Annotated in this window: 17 protein-coding genes and 1 tRNA gene; 4 read left to right on the plus strand and 14 right to left on the minus strand. The window is 70.6% G+C overall.

From position 1 onward, the window contains the following. Window positions 1-218 precede the first annotated feature (218 nt). The 6 genes from OG302_RS21850 to OG302_RS21875 all read right to left on the minus strand — a co-directional run bounded on the left by OG302_RS21850 (window position 219) and on the right by OG302_RS21875 (window position 2,867). Window positions 219-512, minus strand: a complete 294-nt coding sequence (locus tag OG302_RS21850; RefSeq protein ID WP_160505982.1) for a Dabb family protein — start codon at window positions 510-512, stop codon at window positions 219-221. 52 nt (window positions 513-564) lie between these two features. After that, window positions 565-744 carry a hypothetical protein gene (locus tag OG302_RS21855; RefSeq protein ID WP_160505981.1) on the minus strand — a complete coding sequence of 60 codons (180 nt, stop codon included), beginning with the start codon at window positions 742-744 and terminating at the stop codon, window positions 565-567. 454 nt (window positions 745-1,198) lie between these two features. Further along, window positions 1,199-1,283: transfer RNA gene (locus OG302_RS21860), tRNA-Ser, on the minus strand. Window positions 1,284-1,363: 80 nt separating this feature from the next. Then, entirely contained in the window at window positions 1,364-1,795 is a 432-nt protein-coding gene (gene tadA / locus OG302_RS21865) for a tRNA adenosine(34) deaminase TadA (RefSeq protein WP_371750192.1), read from the minus strand. 108 nt (window positions 1,796-1,903) lie between these two features. Beyond that, window positions 1,904-2,476 carry a hypothetical protein gene (locus OG302_RS21870; protein ID WP_371750193.1) on the minus strand — a complete coding sequence of 191 codons (573 nt, stop codon included), beginning with the start codon at window positions 2,474-2,476 and terminating at the stop codon, window positions 1,904-1,906. Between the two features lie 205 nt (window positions 2,477-2,681). Then, entirely contained in the window at window positions 2,682-2,867 is a 186-nt protein-coding gene (locus OG302_RS21875; RefSeq protein WP_367043588.1) for a hypothetical protein, read from the minus strand. Window positions 2,868-3,005: 138 nt separating this feature from the next. Between OG302_RS21875 and upp the strand changes: the two genes are divergently transcribed. After that, the gene (gene upp, locus OG302_RS21880) at window positions 3,006-3,641 is read left to right on the plus strand and encodes a uracil phosphoribosyltransferase (protein WP_135331553.1); all 636 of its coding nucleotides are present in this window, start codon (window positions 3,006-3,008) and stop codon (window positions 3,639-3,641) included. Window positions 3,642-3,669: 28 nt separating this feature from the next. Here the strand turns inward: upp and OG302_RS21885 are convergent, their stop codons facing one another. Further along, a complete protein-coding gene (locus tag OG302_RS21885) occupies window positions 3,670-4,317 on the minus strand; it encodes a LytR C-terminal domain-containing protein (RefSeq protein WP_371528316.1) in 648 nt (215 codons plus the stop codon). A gap of 113 nt (window positions 4,318-4,430) precedes the next feature. Then, window positions 4,431-4,727, minus strand: coding sequence for a type II toxin-antitoxin system VapB family antitoxin (locus tag OG302_RS21890; RefSeq protein WP_003955420.1), 297 nt, complete (start codon window positions 4,725-4,727; stop codon window positions 4,431-4,433). A gap of 273 nt (window positions 4,728-5,000) precedes the next feature. On the opposite strand from OG302_RS21890, the gene OG302_RS21895 reads away from it, so the two are divergent. Then, window positions 5,001-6,533, plus strand: coding sequence for a helicase HerA-like domain-containing protein (locus tag OG302_RS21895; RefSeq protein ID WP_371528317.1), 1,533 nt, complete (start codon window positions 5,001-5,003; stop codon window positions 6,531-6,533). A gap of 40 nt (window positions 6,534-6,573) precedes the next feature. Here OG302_RS21895 and OG302_RS21900 read toward each other — a convergent pair whose 3' ends face one another. From OG302_RS21900 to OG302_RS21910, 3 genes are all read right to left on the minus strand, one after another. Then, entirely contained in the window at window positions 6,574-6,732 is a 159-nt protein-coding gene (locus tag OG302_RS21900; protein WP_371528318.1) for a hypothetical protein, read from the minus strand. A 57-nt stretch (window positions 6,733-6,789) separates the two neighbouring features. Next, window positions 6,790-7,104: a hypothetical protein gene (locus tag OG302_RS21905; protein WP_371528319.1), complete on the minus strand. Its 315-nt coding sequence runs from the start codon at window positions 7,102-7,104 to the stop codon at window positions 6,790-6,792. A gap of 199 nt (window positions 7,105-7,303) precedes the next feature. Then, window positions 7,304-7,888 (minus strand): HhH-GPD-type base excision DNA repair protein, encoded by a 585-nt coding sequence (locus OG302_RS21910; protein ID WP_371528320.1) that lies wholly within the window; start codon window positions 7,886-7,888, stop codon window positions 7,304-7,306. A gap of 200 nt (window positions 7,889-8,088) precedes the next feature. On the opposite strand from OG302_RS21910, the gene OG302_RS21915 reads away from it, so the two are divergent. Then, a complete protein-coding gene (locus OG302_RS21915) occupies window positions 8,089-9,690 on the plus strand; it encodes an ABC-F family ATP-binding cassette domain-containing protein (protein ID WP_371528321.1) in 1,602 nt (533 codons plus the stop codon). A 22-nt stretch (window positions 9,691-9,712) separates the two neighbouring features. Here OG302_RS21915 and OG302_RS21920 read toward each other — a convergent pair whose 3' ends face one another. Then, the gene (locus tag OG302_RS21920; RefSeq protein WP_371528322.1) at window positions 9,713-10,915 is read right to left on the minus strand and encodes a cation:proton antiporter; all 1,203 of its coding nucleotides are present in this window, start codon (window positions 10,913-10,915) and stop codon (window positions 9,713-9,715) included. 109 nt (window positions 10,916-11,024) lie between these two features. On the opposite strand from OG302_RS21920, the gene OG302_RS21925 reads away from it, so the two are divergent. Then, on the plus strand, window positions 11,025-12,047 hold the full coding sequence (locus OG302_RS21925) for a PrsW family intramembrane metalloprotease (protein WP_371528323.1): 1,023 nt from the start codon (window positions 11,025-11,027) through the stop codon (window positions 12,045-12,047). Window positions 12,048-12,092: 45 nt separating this feature from the next. Here OG302_RS21925 and OG302_RS21930 read toward each other — a convergent pair whose 3' ends face one another. Continuing rightward, complete coding sequence (locus tag OG302_RS21930) at window positions 12,093-13,313, minus strand: flotillin family protein (RefSeq protein ID WP_371528324.1); 1,221 nt, start codon at window positions 13,311-13,313, stop codon at window positions 12,093-12,095. An 11-nt stretch (window positions 13,314-13,324) separates the two neighbouring features. Beyond that, a complete protein-coding gene (locus OG302_RS21935; protein ID WP_361828701.1) occupies window positions 13,325-13,579 on the minus strand; it encodes a hypothetical protein in 255 nt (84 codons plus the stop codon). Between the last annotated feature and the right edge of the window lie 128 nt (window positions 13,580-13,707).

The raw sequence follows: 13,707 nt of genomic DNA on the forward strand, positions 1-13,707 counted from the left end.
AGCCCAGTCAAGTCCTGTCGAGCTCAGTCAAGATCAGCCGACCTTGGTCAACTCATCCGTCAAAAGCGGTCATAGCATCACAAGACATGTGCACTGTGTGCAAGCACCCGATAACTACGTGTTGAGGGGCAAGTTGGGCCATAAGACGCAGAAAAGCCCCTCACCGTTCCGGTGAGGGGCCGCTTGGCGCGGGGCGGTCGGCGGCTGAGCCGGGTGGCTCAGAACTCGTAGTCGGCGATCACCCACGTGGCGAACTCCCGCCACAGGGCGACGCCCGCCTGGTGGGCGGGGTGCTCGATGTACCGCTTCAGCGCATCGGTGTCCTCGACCGCCGAGTTGATGGCGAAGTCGTACGCGATGGGCCGGTCGGTGATGTTCCAGTCGCACTCCCAGAACGTGAGCTCCGGGATCTGCTCGCCGAGCGCGCGGAAGGCCTTGACGCCCTCGACGACGCGCGGCTCGTCGCGCTCCACACCGTCGTTGAGCTTGAAGAGGACCAGATGGCGGATCATGCGCACTCCTGTGAAGCGGGGAGAGGAGGGTGAGGACGGCGGGCCGGGCCGCTCAGTCCTTGCCCCCGTTGGCGACCCACGTCATGAAGTCGCCGATGCTCTGAGCGGCGTCGGAAACCGCCTCGAAGCCTATCTGGACGTAGTCCGCGGCCTTGGCGGGGTCAGTGATGATCACGTAGAGCATGAAGACCACGAGCGCGAAGAGCCCGATCTTTTTCCACTGCACCGCCATGCTCTCGGCCTCCCCTTACCCGCTGCGCCTGTGGCCCCTGTGACGGCGGTGAGTCTAACCCGGCCGGTGCTCACAAGGTCTTTAAGGACCAACGGCCCGGCAGCAGAGGCCCTTTGCCGCGCCGTTCCGAGTGGCGCGAGCCGCAGGATTGGTGATGTGCCCCAGCGGATCTGGCAGGAATCCGCGGGCAAGGGACTGGCCCCCACTGCGGGGTCACGCGCCGTCGGCTTCCCCCCGTATGACGGCGCGGGCCGGGGGTTCCGGTCCTCATCGGGGGGAGCGGCTTGTCCCCCCGATGCCGTTCCCCCCGTCCAAGCGGGACGGAGCCCCGGTGCCTTCACGGCGCCGGGGCTCTCTCGCGTGCGCTCGTGTGCACTCGCCTGCACGGCCCTTTCGGCCCGGCCCGGGAACGACGAAGGCCCCGTCCTCGCGGACGGGGCCTTCGTATCAAGAGCGGTAGCGGTGGGATTTGAACCCACGGTGAGTTTCCCCACACTCGCTTTCGAGGCGAGCTCCTTCGGCCGCTCGGACACGCTACCGAGAGGAACTCTAGCCCAAAGAAGGCCGTGGTCAGAAATCCGTTCCTCGGAAGGTCTTCGGAGGGCCTTCGGAGGGCTTCTCAGCGCCCGCGGAAGAAGCGGGTGAGCAGTCCGGCGGTCTCCTCCGCGAGGACGCCCCCGATGACTTCGGGGCGGTGGTTGAGCCTTCTGTCGCGCACGACGTCCCATACGGAGCCCGTGGCCCCCGCCTTCTCGTCCCGCGCTCCGTAGACGACCCGGTCGACCCGGGACTGGACGAGCGCGCCCGCGCACATCGTGCAGGGCTCCAGGGTCACCACCAGCGTGCAGCCGGTCAGCCGCCACTCCCCGAGCACGGCCGCGGCCCGCCGCAGGGCGAGCACCTCCGCGTGCGCCGTCGGGTCGCCGGTCGCCTCGCGTTCGTTGTGGCCCGCCGCGAGCACCGTCGTGCCGTCCGGGGACAGCACGACGGCGCCGACGGGCACGTCGCCGACCTGGACGGCCAGTTCGGCCTCGGCCAGGGCGAGCCGCATGGCGGCCCGCCAGCGGTCGCGTACGGGATCGGGTTGTGCTGGTGCTGGTGCTGGTGCTGGTTCGTTGAGGTGGTGGTGGTCGTCGCTCCGGTCGCTCACACCGGGAACCTAGCGGACGGCCTCTAGCACCTCCGCCGCCCCGAGGATCTCGGCGATGTCACTGAGCGCGTCACCGGGCTCAAGGCCGAGCAGCTCCTTCTCGGGCACGCCGAGGTCGATCATGAGCTCCGAGTCGCCGAGGGGCCCCGCGGGCAACGCTTCGCCCGAGGCTTCCCCCGTCTCCTCGTCGTCGGCCGTATCGGGGACGGCGTCGGAGCCGGCGGGTTCGCCGTCCTCCGTGCCATCCAGGTCGAGGGCGTCCAGATCGACACCCGGATCGTCGGTGCCCGGCTCACGGCCGAGCATCTCGTCGGTGAGCAGGATCTCGCCGTACGAACTCCGGGCGGCCGCGGCCGCGTCCGAGACGTAGATACGAGGGTCCTCCTCACCGTCGACGCGGACGACGCCGAACCAGGCGCCCTCCTGTTCGATGAAGACGAGGACGGTGTCGTCCTCAGCGCTGCCGGCCGTGGCCTCTCGGGCCAGGTCGGCCAGATCCGACAGGGTCTCCACATTGTCGAGCTCCGTGTCGCTCGCTTCCCACCCGTCTTCGGTGCGCGCGAGCAGTGCGGCGAAGTACACCGTGACTCTCCCACTGGTCATAGACAGTGCCGGTTGACGGTTTGGGTGTCCCCCCGGCGAGTTCGGGGAGCGGGGGAGTTGCTGTTCCAAGCCCCGCCCACTCGGAATCGTGGCAGAAACCGCGGCCCGAGGAGAGGTCTTCCGCCCGCTGTGTCCGCGTCGCGTTTCCCGGACGGCTCCCGGATGCCTGCGTGAGAGGTGGCCGCTACCAGCGGAACGTGCGCATACGCATCTGCTGACGCATGCGTGCCGCCCGGGCGCGGCGCGGCTTCACACGGTCCCGGAGCTCCAGGGCCTCGGCGCGTTCGTGCAGGAACTGGGCGCGGCGGCGCCGGCGCTCGGCTTCGGTCTCGCGGTCCGGCTCTCGGCCGCCGGGCTCTCTGTCCGGCATGGGCAACACCACCCCAGGTCGTACGTCCACTTTCCCCCGTACGGCGGGTTTGATGCCAGCGCGGAAGTTTCGGGGAGGCGGCGGAGGTGGCCGTAACGGGGGAGACCGGGTGGTCCCGGGCGCGGTTACCGTTGAAGCATGCGTATCCACGTCGTCGACCACCCGCTGGTGGCGCACAAACTCACCACGCTGCGCGACAAGCGCACCGACTCTCCGACCTTCCGGCGCCTCGCCGACGAGCTGGTCACCCTGCTCGCGTACGAGGCCACCCGGGACGTGCGCACCGAGCAGGTCGACATCGAGACCCCGGTCACCCCGACGACCGGCGTCAAGCTGTCCTACCCGCGCCCCCTGGTCGTGCCGATCCTGCGCGCCGGGCTCGGCATGCTGGACGGCATGGTGCGGCTCCTGCCGACCGCCGAGGTGGGCTTCCTCGGGATGATCCGCGACGAGGAGACCCTGCAGGCGTCGACGTACGCGACCCGCATGCCGGAGGACCTCTCCGGGCGCCAGGTGTACGTCCTCGACCCGATGCTGGCCACCGGCGGCACGCTCGTCGCGGCCATCCAGGAACTGATCAAGCGCGGCGCGGACGACGTCACCGCCGTGGTGCTCCTGGCCGCGCCCGAGGGCGTCGAGGTCATGGAGCGCGAGCTGGCGGGCACGCCGGTGACGGTCGTGACGGCTTCGGTCGACGAGCGGTTGAACGAGAACGGCTACATCGTGCCGGGCCTCGGCGACGCCGGTGACCGGATGTACGGGACCGCGGAGTAGCGCTCAGCAGTCCTTCCAGGGACCGCGCTCAGCAGTCCCTCTGGCCGTTGGACGTCGAGGACGTCGGCTTGGGTTTGGCGAGTACCGCCAGAGCCTTGTCGGCGTCCTCTTTCTTTGCCAGATCCTTGAACTTCGCGCCCAGGATGAGGTCCACCTCGCCGCCCTTACGGGCGTCCGTCCGGCTCTCGGCGCCCGCGAGCTGCGTGCCGAGGACCGGCAGGGCGGTGTCCTTGGCGGACTTGGCGCCGAGCAGCATGCCGGTTCCCTTGACCTTTTTGTCGTACTCCTTCGGAGCGTTGTCCACCTTGCCGATGGTGAATCCGCGCTTCTTCAGCTCGCCCGCGACGTCCTTGGCGAGGCCGGAGCGGGGCGTGGCGTTGTAGACGTTGACCTTGATCTGGCCCGGCTTGGGGAGCGCCTTGGGGGCGGGCGGCTCGGCCGAGGGGCGCTGCTTGGGCTTGCAGTCGCTGCGGGCGCTTGCCGCCGTTGCCTTGTCGCCGCCCGTGAAGACGTCGATGAGCTGCAGTGTTCCCCAGCCGATCAGGCCGGCCGCCACGACGGACGCGACCACCGCGAGCACGATCCTGCGGCGGCCACGGTTCCGGCGCATACGCGGATATTTGGCCCCCGTGATGCGGTACTTGCCGCCCATGCCGGGGGGAGTGAGCATGCTCATGGGCGCAGCGTAGTGCGACGACGCCGTGATGCCTACTAAATGATCATTGACTTGGGCTCAGTCCAACCCGAAAGGGTCAATGGCTGAAGGGTCAATGAGGGCGATGGCGGCTGTCAGCCCAGTTCGAGGACGCGGGCGTGCAGCACCTGGCGCTGCTGGAGCGCGGCACGGACCGCGCGGTGCAGTCCGTCTTCCAGGTAGAGGTCGCCCTGCCACTTCACCACGTGCGCGAAGAGGTCGCCGTAGAACGTCGAGTCCTCCGCGAGGAGCGTCTCTAGGTCCAGCTGGCCCTTGGTCGTCACGAGCTGATCGAGGCGGACCGGGCGCGGCGCGACGTCCGCCCACTGCCGGGTGCTTTCCCGGCCGTGGTCGGGGTACGGCCGGCCGTTTCCGATGCGCTTGAAGATCACACGGAAAGCCTACCGGGCAAGGCTCTCCGGGCGCAGCCATGGAGACGGAGTGCGACTCTGGGAAATGACGCCGTAAAGCGGGGCAAACCGGGTACGGCCACGCCGGGAACAGGGGCAGAAGTGAGCGACAGCCAGCCGATGCCGTCCACGACGGAGGGCGCGAAACCCTCTAACGAGTCTTCGCCGGTCGCGGGGGTGACGACCGGAGGCAAAGGTTCCGGTGAGGCGTCGTCTCAGGGGGCGCTGCTTCAGGGGGCGCTGCCTCAGGAGGCGATGGAGATCGTCTCCGGGTACGCCTTCGCCGGGCCCGCGCTGGACCTCGGGGCGCTCCTGTGGGACGGGCAGTGTCTGCCCGACGCCCAGATCCGCATTCCGCTGGCCATGCTCAACCGGCACGGGCTCGTCGCGGGGGCGACCGGTACGGGCAAGACGAAGACCCTCCAGCTCATCGCCGAGCAGCTGGCCGCGCAGGGCGTGCCGGTGTTCCTCGCGGACATCAAGGGGGACGTCTCCGGGATCTCGGTGCCGGGGGAGAGCGGCGAGAAGGTCGCCGAGCGGGCGCGGGAGGTCGGTCAGACGTGGGAGGCGACGGGCTTCCCCAGCGAGTTCTACGCACTGGGCGGCATCGGCACCGGTATCCCCGTGCGGGCCACGATCACGAGCTTCGGCCCCGTGCTGCTCTCGAAGGTGCTCCAGCTGAATCAGACCCAGGAGCAGTCACTCGGCCTGATCTTCCATTACGCCGATCAAAAAGGGCTTGAACTGGTCGATCTAAAGGACCTGCGGGCCGTGGTGACGTTCCTGACGTCGGACGAGGGCAAGCCCGAGCTCAAGGGGATCGGCGGTCTCTCCACGGTCACCGCGGGCGTCATCCTGCGGGCGCTGACCGCCTTCGAGGCACAGGGCATGGGGGACTTCTTCGGGGAGCCGGAGTTCGACACGAGCGAGTTCATGCGGGCCGCGCCGGACGGGCGGGGCCTCGTATCGGTGCTCGAACTGCCCGCCGTGCAGGACAAGCCGCAGCTCTTCTCGACGTTCCTGATGTGGCTGCTGGCGGATCTCTACAACGACCTGCCCGAGGTGGGCGACGTGGAGAAGCCGAAGCTCGTCTTCTTCTTCGACGAGGCGCACCTGCTCTTCAACGGGGCGTCGAAGGCGTTCCTGGAGGCGATCACCCAGACCGTGCGGCTGATCCGGTCGAAGGGGGTCGGCGTCTTCTTCGTGACGCAGACGCCGAAGGACGTGCCCGGCGATGTCCTCGCCCAACTGGGCAACCGGGTCCAGCACGCGTTGCGGGCGTTCACGCCGGACGACCAGAAGGCGTTGAAGGCGACGGTCCGGACGTTCCCGGACTCGGCGTACGACCTGGAGGAGACGCTGACCGCGATCGGCACGGGCGAGGCGGTGATCACCGTACTGAGCGAGAGGGGCGCGCCCACGCCGGTGGCCGTGACGCGGTTGCGGGCGCCGGAGTCGTTGATGGGGCCGGTGGAGGCGGGGGCGCTGGAGGGGGCGGTGAAGGGGTCTCTGCTGTACGGGCGGTATGCGGAGGCGGTGGACCGGGAGTCGGCGTACGAGAAGTTGACTGCGCGTCAGGCGGAGGCGGAGGAGGCGGCTGCGGCGGTCGCCGCGGCGGCGGAGGCGGAGAAGGGGGCTGCGAAGGGCGCCAAGGGGGGCGGCTCCGGGAATGTGGTGGACCAGGTGGTGGGGAGCGGGATCTTCAAGTCGCTCGCGCGGTCGTTGGGGACGCAGATCGGGCGGGAGATCTCGCGGTCGGTGTTCGGGACGGCTCGGCGCAGACGCTGAGGCTGGCGGGGGCGCCTGCGCCGGTCGGGGGTGGAGGCCGTCAGCGGTCGTGCTGCCCGGTCTTCTGCTCCGCGCCCTGATCCTCTTCTTCGCCCTGGGCCTGGCTGGCGGTATCCGGGTTGGGGGTGGTGTTGGGTGAGTTGCGTACGGCTTCGGCGCGGAGGAGGGCGTGCAGGGCCGCGTAAGGGTCGATGGGCATGGGTGTCTGTCCTGTCCTCGGTTCGCTGTTGCTGGTGGTCGTGGAGGGCGGGACCTGTCAGCAGCGGAGGACGACGGAGCGTGGCGCGGGGAGGTGGCTGAGGCCGCGGGTGGGGAGGGGGCGGCTTCGGCGGGGCGCGCGGGGGTGTGCGAGCGGGGTGGTGCCGAGGGCGGGGCGCCTCGTGGTGACGCGGAGTGCGCTGTCGGCGGTGTCCTGATGGGCCTCGCCGGTGGGCTCGGTGGATACGGCCGCGGGTGGGGCGGGGGTGGGGGTGGGGGTGGCTTCGGCGGGGGCGAGGACCGTGCCGAGGAGGACCAGCAGGATGAGGGCACTGCGAAGCCACGCGGGGCGGGGCGACGCGGCACGGCTCATGAGGGGTCATGTCCCCCACGGAACGCCGCTTGCTGTTCCCTGACGCCGAGATCCCCCCTCATGGGCTACGAACACGGCACGGGGCTGACGCGTGTGGGGGCGCGGTGCCGCGCCGGTATGCCGCGGTGGCCGCGGGGCTACTCCGACTCCGGAACGCCGGAAACCGTGCTCCGGGCGGGTGGATGCGGGGTCCCGAGGGTTACTTGCCGGAGGACTTGGCTGCGGCCTTTAGTTGTTGTTTGTGGGTGCGGACCCTTTGGAGGGACTCGGGGCCCGTGATGTCCGCCACCGAGCGGTACGCGTCCGGCTCCCCGTACGCCCCCGCCGCCTCCCGCCAGCCCTCAGGACGTACGCCCAGCTGCTTGCCGAGCAGGGCCAGGAAGATCTGGGACTTCTGCTTGCCGAAGCCGGGGAGGTCGTTGAGGCGCTGCAGGAGCTCCTTGCCGGAAGCGGCGTTCTCCCACAGGGCGGTGGGGTCACCCTCGTAGTGCTCCACCAGATAGCCGCAGAGCTGCTGGATCCGCTTCGCCATCGATCCCGGATAGCGATGCACGGCCGGTTTCGTGGAGAGAAGCGCCGCGAACTCATCGGGGTCGTACGCCGCGATCTCGTGCGCGTCGAGATCGTCCGCGTTCAACCGCCGCGCGATCGTATGCGGGCCCGCGAACGCCCACTCCATCGGAACCTGCTGGTCGAGCAGCATCCCGACGAGCGCGGCCAGCGGACTGCGGCCGAGGAGCTCGTCGGCTTCCGGTTCCTGGGCCAGGTGCAGGGTGACGTCCATGGAGTCGATCATCCCGTGTGGGGGTTTTCTTCGCACCAGCACCAGCACGAGGGCGGGAAGGGCGTCTGGGAGGAAATGGGAGTGCGGTCACCGGAACCGGCCCATTAACCTCGTCGCATGTCTACGCCCCGCATCTCCTAGCCAGGACACCGGTCTCCACGTCACCCGTGTGTCCATTCGCTACTGCGGAGCGTTACCTCATGATCACCGCCCGACGCATCGACGTCCGCGGCGGCGCCCGGCTACTGCTGGCCGGCGCCTCCTTCCACATCGCCCCCGGCGACCGCATCGGCCTCGTGGGCCGTAACGGCGCCGGCAAGACCACCCTGCTCAAGACCCTCGCGGGGCAGGCCGCCCCGGCCGCCGGGACTCTCACCCGCACCGGCTCCCTGGGATACCTCGCCCAGGACCCCGCCGCTGCCGACCCGCACAGCACCGTCACGGCCCGCATCCTCTCCGCCCGCGGCCTCGACCAGGCGGTGCAGGCCCTGCGCGGCGCCGAGAGCGCCATGGCCGCGGCCGGGAGCGGCGCGGAGCAGCAGCGGGCCATGGCCGCCTACGCCCGCGCGGACGACGCGTTCCAGGCGCGGGGCGGGTACGCCGCCGAGGCGGAGGCCGCTCGCGTGGCCGCGGGGCTCGGGCTCCCCGAGCGCGCGATGGACGCGCCGGTGGGTCACCTCTCCGGCGGCCAGCGGCGCCGCGTGGAGCTGGCCCGCATCCTCTTCTCGCGCCACGACACCCTCCTCCTCGACGAGCCGACCAACCACCTGGACGCCGATTCGGTCGGCTGGCTGCGGGGGTATCTGGGGACCTATCCCGGCGGGCTCGTCCTCATCAGCCATGACACCGGGCTGCTCGCGGACACCGTCAACCGCGTCTTCGCGCTCGACCCGGGCCGCGCTGCCGTCGACGTACACAACACCGGCTGGCACACCTACCTCGCCCAGCGGGCGGCGGACGAGCGGCGGCGCGGCCGTGAGCGGGCCAACGCGGAGCGGAAGGCCGCCTCCCTGCGCAGCCAGGCGGAGAAGATGCGCTCGCACGTCGCCACCGCCACCGCCGCGAAGAACATGGCCCGCCGCGCCGACCGGATGCTCGCCGCCACCGAGCCGGTGCGGCGCGGCGAGCGGGTCGCGCGGATCCGGCTGCCCGAGCCCGCGCCCTGCGGTCGTACGCCGCTCGGCGCGGTCAGCCTGGTGAAGGCGTACGGGGGCCATCGGGTGCTCGGCGGCGTCGATCTGGCCGTCGACCGGGGCAGCCGGCTGGTCGTCCTGGGGTTCAACGGCGCCGGGAAGACCACCCTCCTGCGCCTCCTCGCCGGGGCCGAACTCCCGGACAGCGGGCGGGTGGTGCACGGTCACGGGGCCCGGCTCGGCTACTTCGCGCAGGAGCACGACACCCTCGACGGCGGGATGACGGTGCGGGAAAACCTTGCCGCCGTCGCGCCCGGTCTGACGGACGGTGAGGTGCGGGGCGTGCTCGGGTCCTTCCTGTTCCGCGGGGACGACGCCGACAAGCCCGCCGCCGTGCTGTCGGGTGGCGAGAAGACCCGGCTCGCGCTCGCGGGGCTCGTGCACTCGGGGGCGAACGTCCTGCTCCTCGACGAGCCGACCAACAACCTCGACCCGGCGTCGCGCGACGAGGTGCTCGGCGCGGTGGGCACGTATCCGGGCGCGATCGTGATGGTGACGCACGACGAAGGGGCCATCGACGCGCTGCGGCCCGACCGCGTGCTGCTCCTGCCGGACGGGACCGAGGACCTCTGGAGCCCGGACTACCGGGAGCTCGTCGCGCTCGCCTAAGGCCGAGACCTTGGCCGGTTCCCTAGCCGGGGCCCGCCCCTGTGGTGTTGAGGTCGCGTGGCGAGCATGCCCGCAGCCTCAGCGCCACCAGCGGGAAGACGAGCACCGACACCATCGCCGCGCCGACGAGCGCCGCGGCCTCACCCGCCGTCAGTGCCTTGTCGGCCAGGCCGATGGTGGTGATCGCGACGACGAGCGGCAGGGCCGTGGCGGAGTAGAGCGTGAGGGCCCGCCGGTCGCGTACGTCCAGGTCACGCGGGGCGAGGAAGTACACGGGCAGGCCGCGTACGACGAGGAAGAGGAGGAGGAAGGCGGGGAGCAGGATGAGGGGACGGCCGCCGCCGAGCAGCGCGTCCAGGTCGAAATCGATGCCGGTGACGATGAAGAACACCGGCACCAGGAAGCCGAAGCCCATCGCCTCGATCTTCCCGAGGACCACCTCGCTGCTCTCCGGCGCCGCGCCCTGCAGCACGAGCCGGGTGACCAGGCCCGCCGCGAACGCGCCCAGGAGCGTGTCGAGGCCGAAGGCGTACGAGAGGCCCAGCATCGCGGCGAGCAGCAGCATCACGAAGCGCACCGCGAACTGGCCGCTGCTGTGCAGGGTCTTGGCGATGACCTGCGAGAACCAGGGAGGCCTCGGCCGCAGCGCCCAGAAGACCGCGGCGGCCGTGACGGCGGCGAAGGCGGCGAGCACCGCGGTCGCCGTGCCGGGCGAGCGGCCGCTCAGGAGCAGGGACATCGCGATGATCGGGCCGAACTCACCGACCGCGCCGAATGCCATCATCACCGTCCCGAAGCGGCCCCGCAGGTCCCCGGAGTCGCGCAGGATCGGAAGCACCGTGCCGAGCGCGGTGCTGGTCAGCGCCGTGCCGATGACGAAGCTCTTGGTGACGGCGCCCCCGGACAGCGCGAACGCGACGCCGAGTCCGAGCGCCAGCGAGACCACCCACGCCCACACCGAACGGCGCAGGGTGTCCCCGCGGACGGCGTCGAACTGGATCTCGTACCCCGCGAGAAAGATCAGCATCGAGAGGCCGAGGTCCGAGAGCACGTCGATGACCTCGTCGTGGTGGGCCCACCCCAGAACGTCGGGCCCGATGAGGATGCCGAGCAGGATCTCGAAGATGACCAGGGGGACGGGGAGCCAGCGGCTGACGCCGTGGGTGAGGAGGGGCGCGAGCACGGCGATGGCCATGATCAGGATGAGCGTCCCCGGATGCGGCATAGGACGTATTTAACCTAGAGTCGGGCGAAACGGACAGTGGGCGGCAAGCGGATAGCGGATAGCGGGCGACGGTGCGTGATCCGAATGCTTCGAAGGGGGATCCCGTCTGATGAGCCAGAGGTTGGACACGCCGGCGAGTCGGCCCCCGGGCCCGGACGGCAACGGCCCGGACAGCAACGGCCCGGACGGCAACGGCCCCGCCCCGCAGATGCGGCCCGGCCTCTGGAAGCGCTGCCTCTGGGGCGGCCTCGCCCTCTGGCTGCTCACGGCCGTCATCACCTACGCCACGAAGAACACCAACCTCCTGCCCACCCTCATCCTCCTGGGCAGCTTCCTCGTCCCGGCCGTCTTCGTGCTCTGGGCCTACGAGCGGGACGGACGCGACCTCGGCCTCGGCGTGCTGCTCAACTGCTTCATCGTCGGCGGTGTGCTCGGGGTGCTCGGCGCGTCCGTCATGGAGTACTACCTCCTGCACCCCTCCCTGTGGATCTTCCTGGGCGTCGGTCTGATCGAGGAGGCCGTCAAGCTGGTCGCGCTGATGCTGGTCCTGCGCCGCTTCCGGCAGATCCGCGGCCTGCGCGCCGGTCTGGTGCTCGGCGCCGCCGTCGGGTTCGGCTTCGCGGCCTTCGAGAGTTCCGGGTACGCCTTCAACGCCGCCGTCACGATGCGCGGCCTCGACCTGCGTTCGCTCCTGGAGACCGAGATCCTGCGCGGGCTCCTCGCCCCCTTCGGGCACGGCCTGTGGACCGCGATCGCGGGCGGGGTGCTCCTCAAGTTCCGTGAGCCGGGCGGGCGGTTCCGCTTCACGGGGCCGGTCATCGCCACGTATCTCGGTGTCTCGCTGCTGCACGCGCTGTGGGACTCGATGCACGGCATCGCCATCTGGCTCGTCGCGAGGATCACCAGCACCGGGCTCGACCCCGCGCTCTTCGCGCAGGGCTACATCCCCACCCCCACCGAGCAGCAGAAGCACCTGTTCACGCTCTTCTCCGACGGCGGGCTCGTCCTCGTCTCGCTCGCCGGGATCGGCTGGCTGCTCTCGCTCTCGCGTGCGGTGCGGGGTGGTGGTGGCGGTGGTGCGCGGGGCAGGGGGCGTCGTCCTACGTACGCGAGTGGCCCGCCACCGGGATGACGCCGCCGCGAGGCCGCTCCGGTGGTGGGCCGCCGTGCGCCGGGGCTACTGGATCTCCACGGGGCCGTCGCCCTTGCCGCTGTCCGCCTGGCCGCGGGGGGCGGGAGCACCCAGGTACCGCTTGATGTCGACGGGTTCGCGCTCACCCTGCCCCTGCCCACGTCCCTGGCCCTGCCCCTGGGAGGCGGGCGTGGCGAGGTTGTTGCGCACCGAGTCCAGGATCGTCAGGCCCTGCCCGACCAGACCGGCCGCGATCTCGCCCAGCCCGTCCGCGCCGTTCAGGACGTTCACATTGGCGCCGGAGAGGCCGGTCGCCGCCTCCTTCACGATCAGCGGCAACTGGTCGATCAGCATCCGGTCGAGCGCGACCCGGTCGTACGACGCCGCCGCTTCCGCCTGGATCTTCATCCGCTCGGCCTCGGCGAGGGCAAGGACCCGGATGCGCTCGGCGTCGGCCTCCGCGGGCTTGACCACCTCGGCTACCAGCTGCTGCTGCCGCAACTGGGCGGCGCGCTCGGCGAGTTCCGTACGGGCGCGCAGCACCTCCTGCTGCGCGTGCGCCTCCGCGAGCGGGCCCGCCTGGGAGGCCTTGGCCTGTGCCTGCTCGACCTCGGCGGAGTACTGGGCCTGCACGATGGCGGTCTGGCGCGCGTACTCGGCCTGGTTCCGCGCCGCCTCCTGCTCGGCCTCGGCCGACGCCTGGGTCGCCTGCGCCTGGGCGATCTGGGCCTGGCGCTGGATGGCGGCCTTGTGCGGTGCGGACATGGCGTCGATGTAGCCGGTGTCGCCGTCGTCGATCGACTGGATCTGCAGCGAGTCCACGTGCAGGCCGATCTTCGCCATCTCGGACTTCGAGGTGTCGAGGACCTCGGTGGCGAGCTTCTGCCGCTCGGTGACGATCTCCTCGACGGTCATCGAGCCGATGATGGAACGCAGATGACCGGCGAAGATACGGCCGGTCAGGACGGACATCTGGCCCTGGTCGGAGAGGAAGCGCTGGCCCGCGTTGACGATGCTCTCCGTGTCGTTGCCGACCTTGAAGGCGATCACGGCCCGTACCTTCAGGGCGATGCCCTGCCGGGTCACGCAGTGCTCGACGACTTCCGCCTCGCACATGGACAGCGTGAGGAAGCGGGTCTTGCGGAAGATGGGCAGCACGAACTTGCCGTGCCCCGTCACCACCCGGAAGGGGGCGCCGCCAAGTCCTCGCCTCCCGCCGGAGATCAGCATCGCCTCGTCGGGGGCGGGAACGCGGTAACCGAACATCGATCGACTCCTCAACCGGCGTCGCCGGCGCCGTCGCCGGTCAACGCGTCCAACGGATCCGCCCACTTGATGACATCGACCTGGCGGCTGCCGCGCGACTCGATGACGAGTACGGCGGCGCCGTGCGGCAGCGGTTCGTCGGACCAGGCGAGAAACGTCTCGGAACCTCCTCGGATCCGCACCAGGACCTCGCCCGGTCCCGCGGATCCGCGCGTACCGATGACGAGTTCACCGGTACAGCCGATCACAGCCTCATCCGGCGCCATCCGCGGCCGCCTCCCCCGTGTCATGCAGGCTCTGTCTGATCCCCGACCTTAGCGCGGGGGGCGCGGGGCGCCCATGTATGGGCGGGGGGTTGTTCGGGGGCGGGGGCCTTGGGGGGCGGATCCGAGGC

Origin of the sequence: Streptomyces sp. NBC_01283, assembly GCF_041435335.1 — a bacterium.
Classification (GTDB): domain Bacteria; phylum Actinomycetota; class Actinomycetes; order Streptomycetales; family Streptomycetaceae; genus Streptomyces.

What these genes read in the sequence shown, in the direction of transcription:
- OG302_RS21850 (WP_160505982.1), bottom strand. Translation starts at nt 512, where the DNA reads ATGATCCGCCATCTGGTCCTCTTCAAGCTCAACGACGGTGTGGAGCGC.
- OG302_RS21855 (WP_160505981.1), bottom strand. Translation starts at nt 744, where the DNA reads ATGGCGGTGCAGTGGAAAAAGATCGGGCTCTTCGCGCTCGTGGTCTTC.
- tadA (WP_371750192.1), bottom strand. Translation starts at nt 1,795, where the DNA reads ATGCGGCTCGCCCTGGCCGAGGCCGAACTGGCCGTCCAGGTCGGCGAC.
- OG302_RS21875 (WP_367043588.1), bottom strand. Translation starts at nt 2,867, where the DNA reads ATGCCGGACAGAGAGCCCGGCGGCCGAGAGCCGGACCGCGAGACCGAA.
- upp (WP_135331553.1), top strand. Translation starts at nt 3,006, where the DNA reads ATGCGTATCCACGTCGTCGACCACCCGCTGGTGGCGCACAAACTCACC.
- OG302_RS21885 (WP_371528316.1), bottom strand. Translation starts at nt 4,317, where the DNA reads ATGAGCATGCTCACTCCCCCCGGCATGGGCGGCAAGTACCGCATCACG.
- OG302_RS21895 (WP_371528317.1), top strand. Translation starts at nt 5,001, where the DNA reads ATGGAGATCGTCTCCGGGTACGCCTTCGCCGGGCCCGCGCTGGACCTC.
- OG302_RS21900 (WP_371528318.1), bottom strand. Translation starts at nt 6,732, where the DNA reads ATGCCCATCGACCCTTACGCGGCCCTGCACGCCCTCCTCCGCGCCGAA.
- OG302_RS21905 (WP_371528319.1), bottom strand. Translation starts at nt 7,104, where the DNA reads ATGAGCCGTGCCGCGTCGCCCCGCCCCGCGTGGCTTCGCAGTGCCCTC.
- OG302_RS21910 (WP_371528320.1), bottom strand. Translation starts at nt 7,888, where the DNA reads ATGGACGTCACCCTGCACCTGGCCCAGGAACCGGAAGCCGACGAGCTC.
- OG302_RS21915 (WP_371528321.1), top strand. Translation starts at nt 8,089, where the DNA reads ATGATCACCGCCCGACGCATCGACGTCCGCGGCGGCGCCCGGCTACTG.
- OG302_RS21920 (WP_371528322.1), bottom strand. Translation starts at nt 10,915, where the DNA reads ATGCCGCATCCGGGGACGCTCATCCTGATCATGGCCATCGCCGTGCTC.
- OG302_RS21925 (WP_371528323.1), top strand. Translation starts at nt 11,025, where the DNA reads ATGAGCCAGAGGTTGGACACGCCGGCGAGTCGGCCCCCGGGCCCGGAC.
- OG302_RS21930 (WP_371528324.1), bottom strand. Translation starts at nt 13,313, where the DNA reads ATGTTCGGTTACCGCGTTCCCGCCCCCGACGAGGCGATGCTGATCTCC.
- OG302_RS21935 (WP_361828701.1), bottom strand. Translation starts at nt 13,579, where the DNA reads ATGGCGCCGGATGAGGCTGTGATCGGCTGTACCGGTGAACTCGTCATC.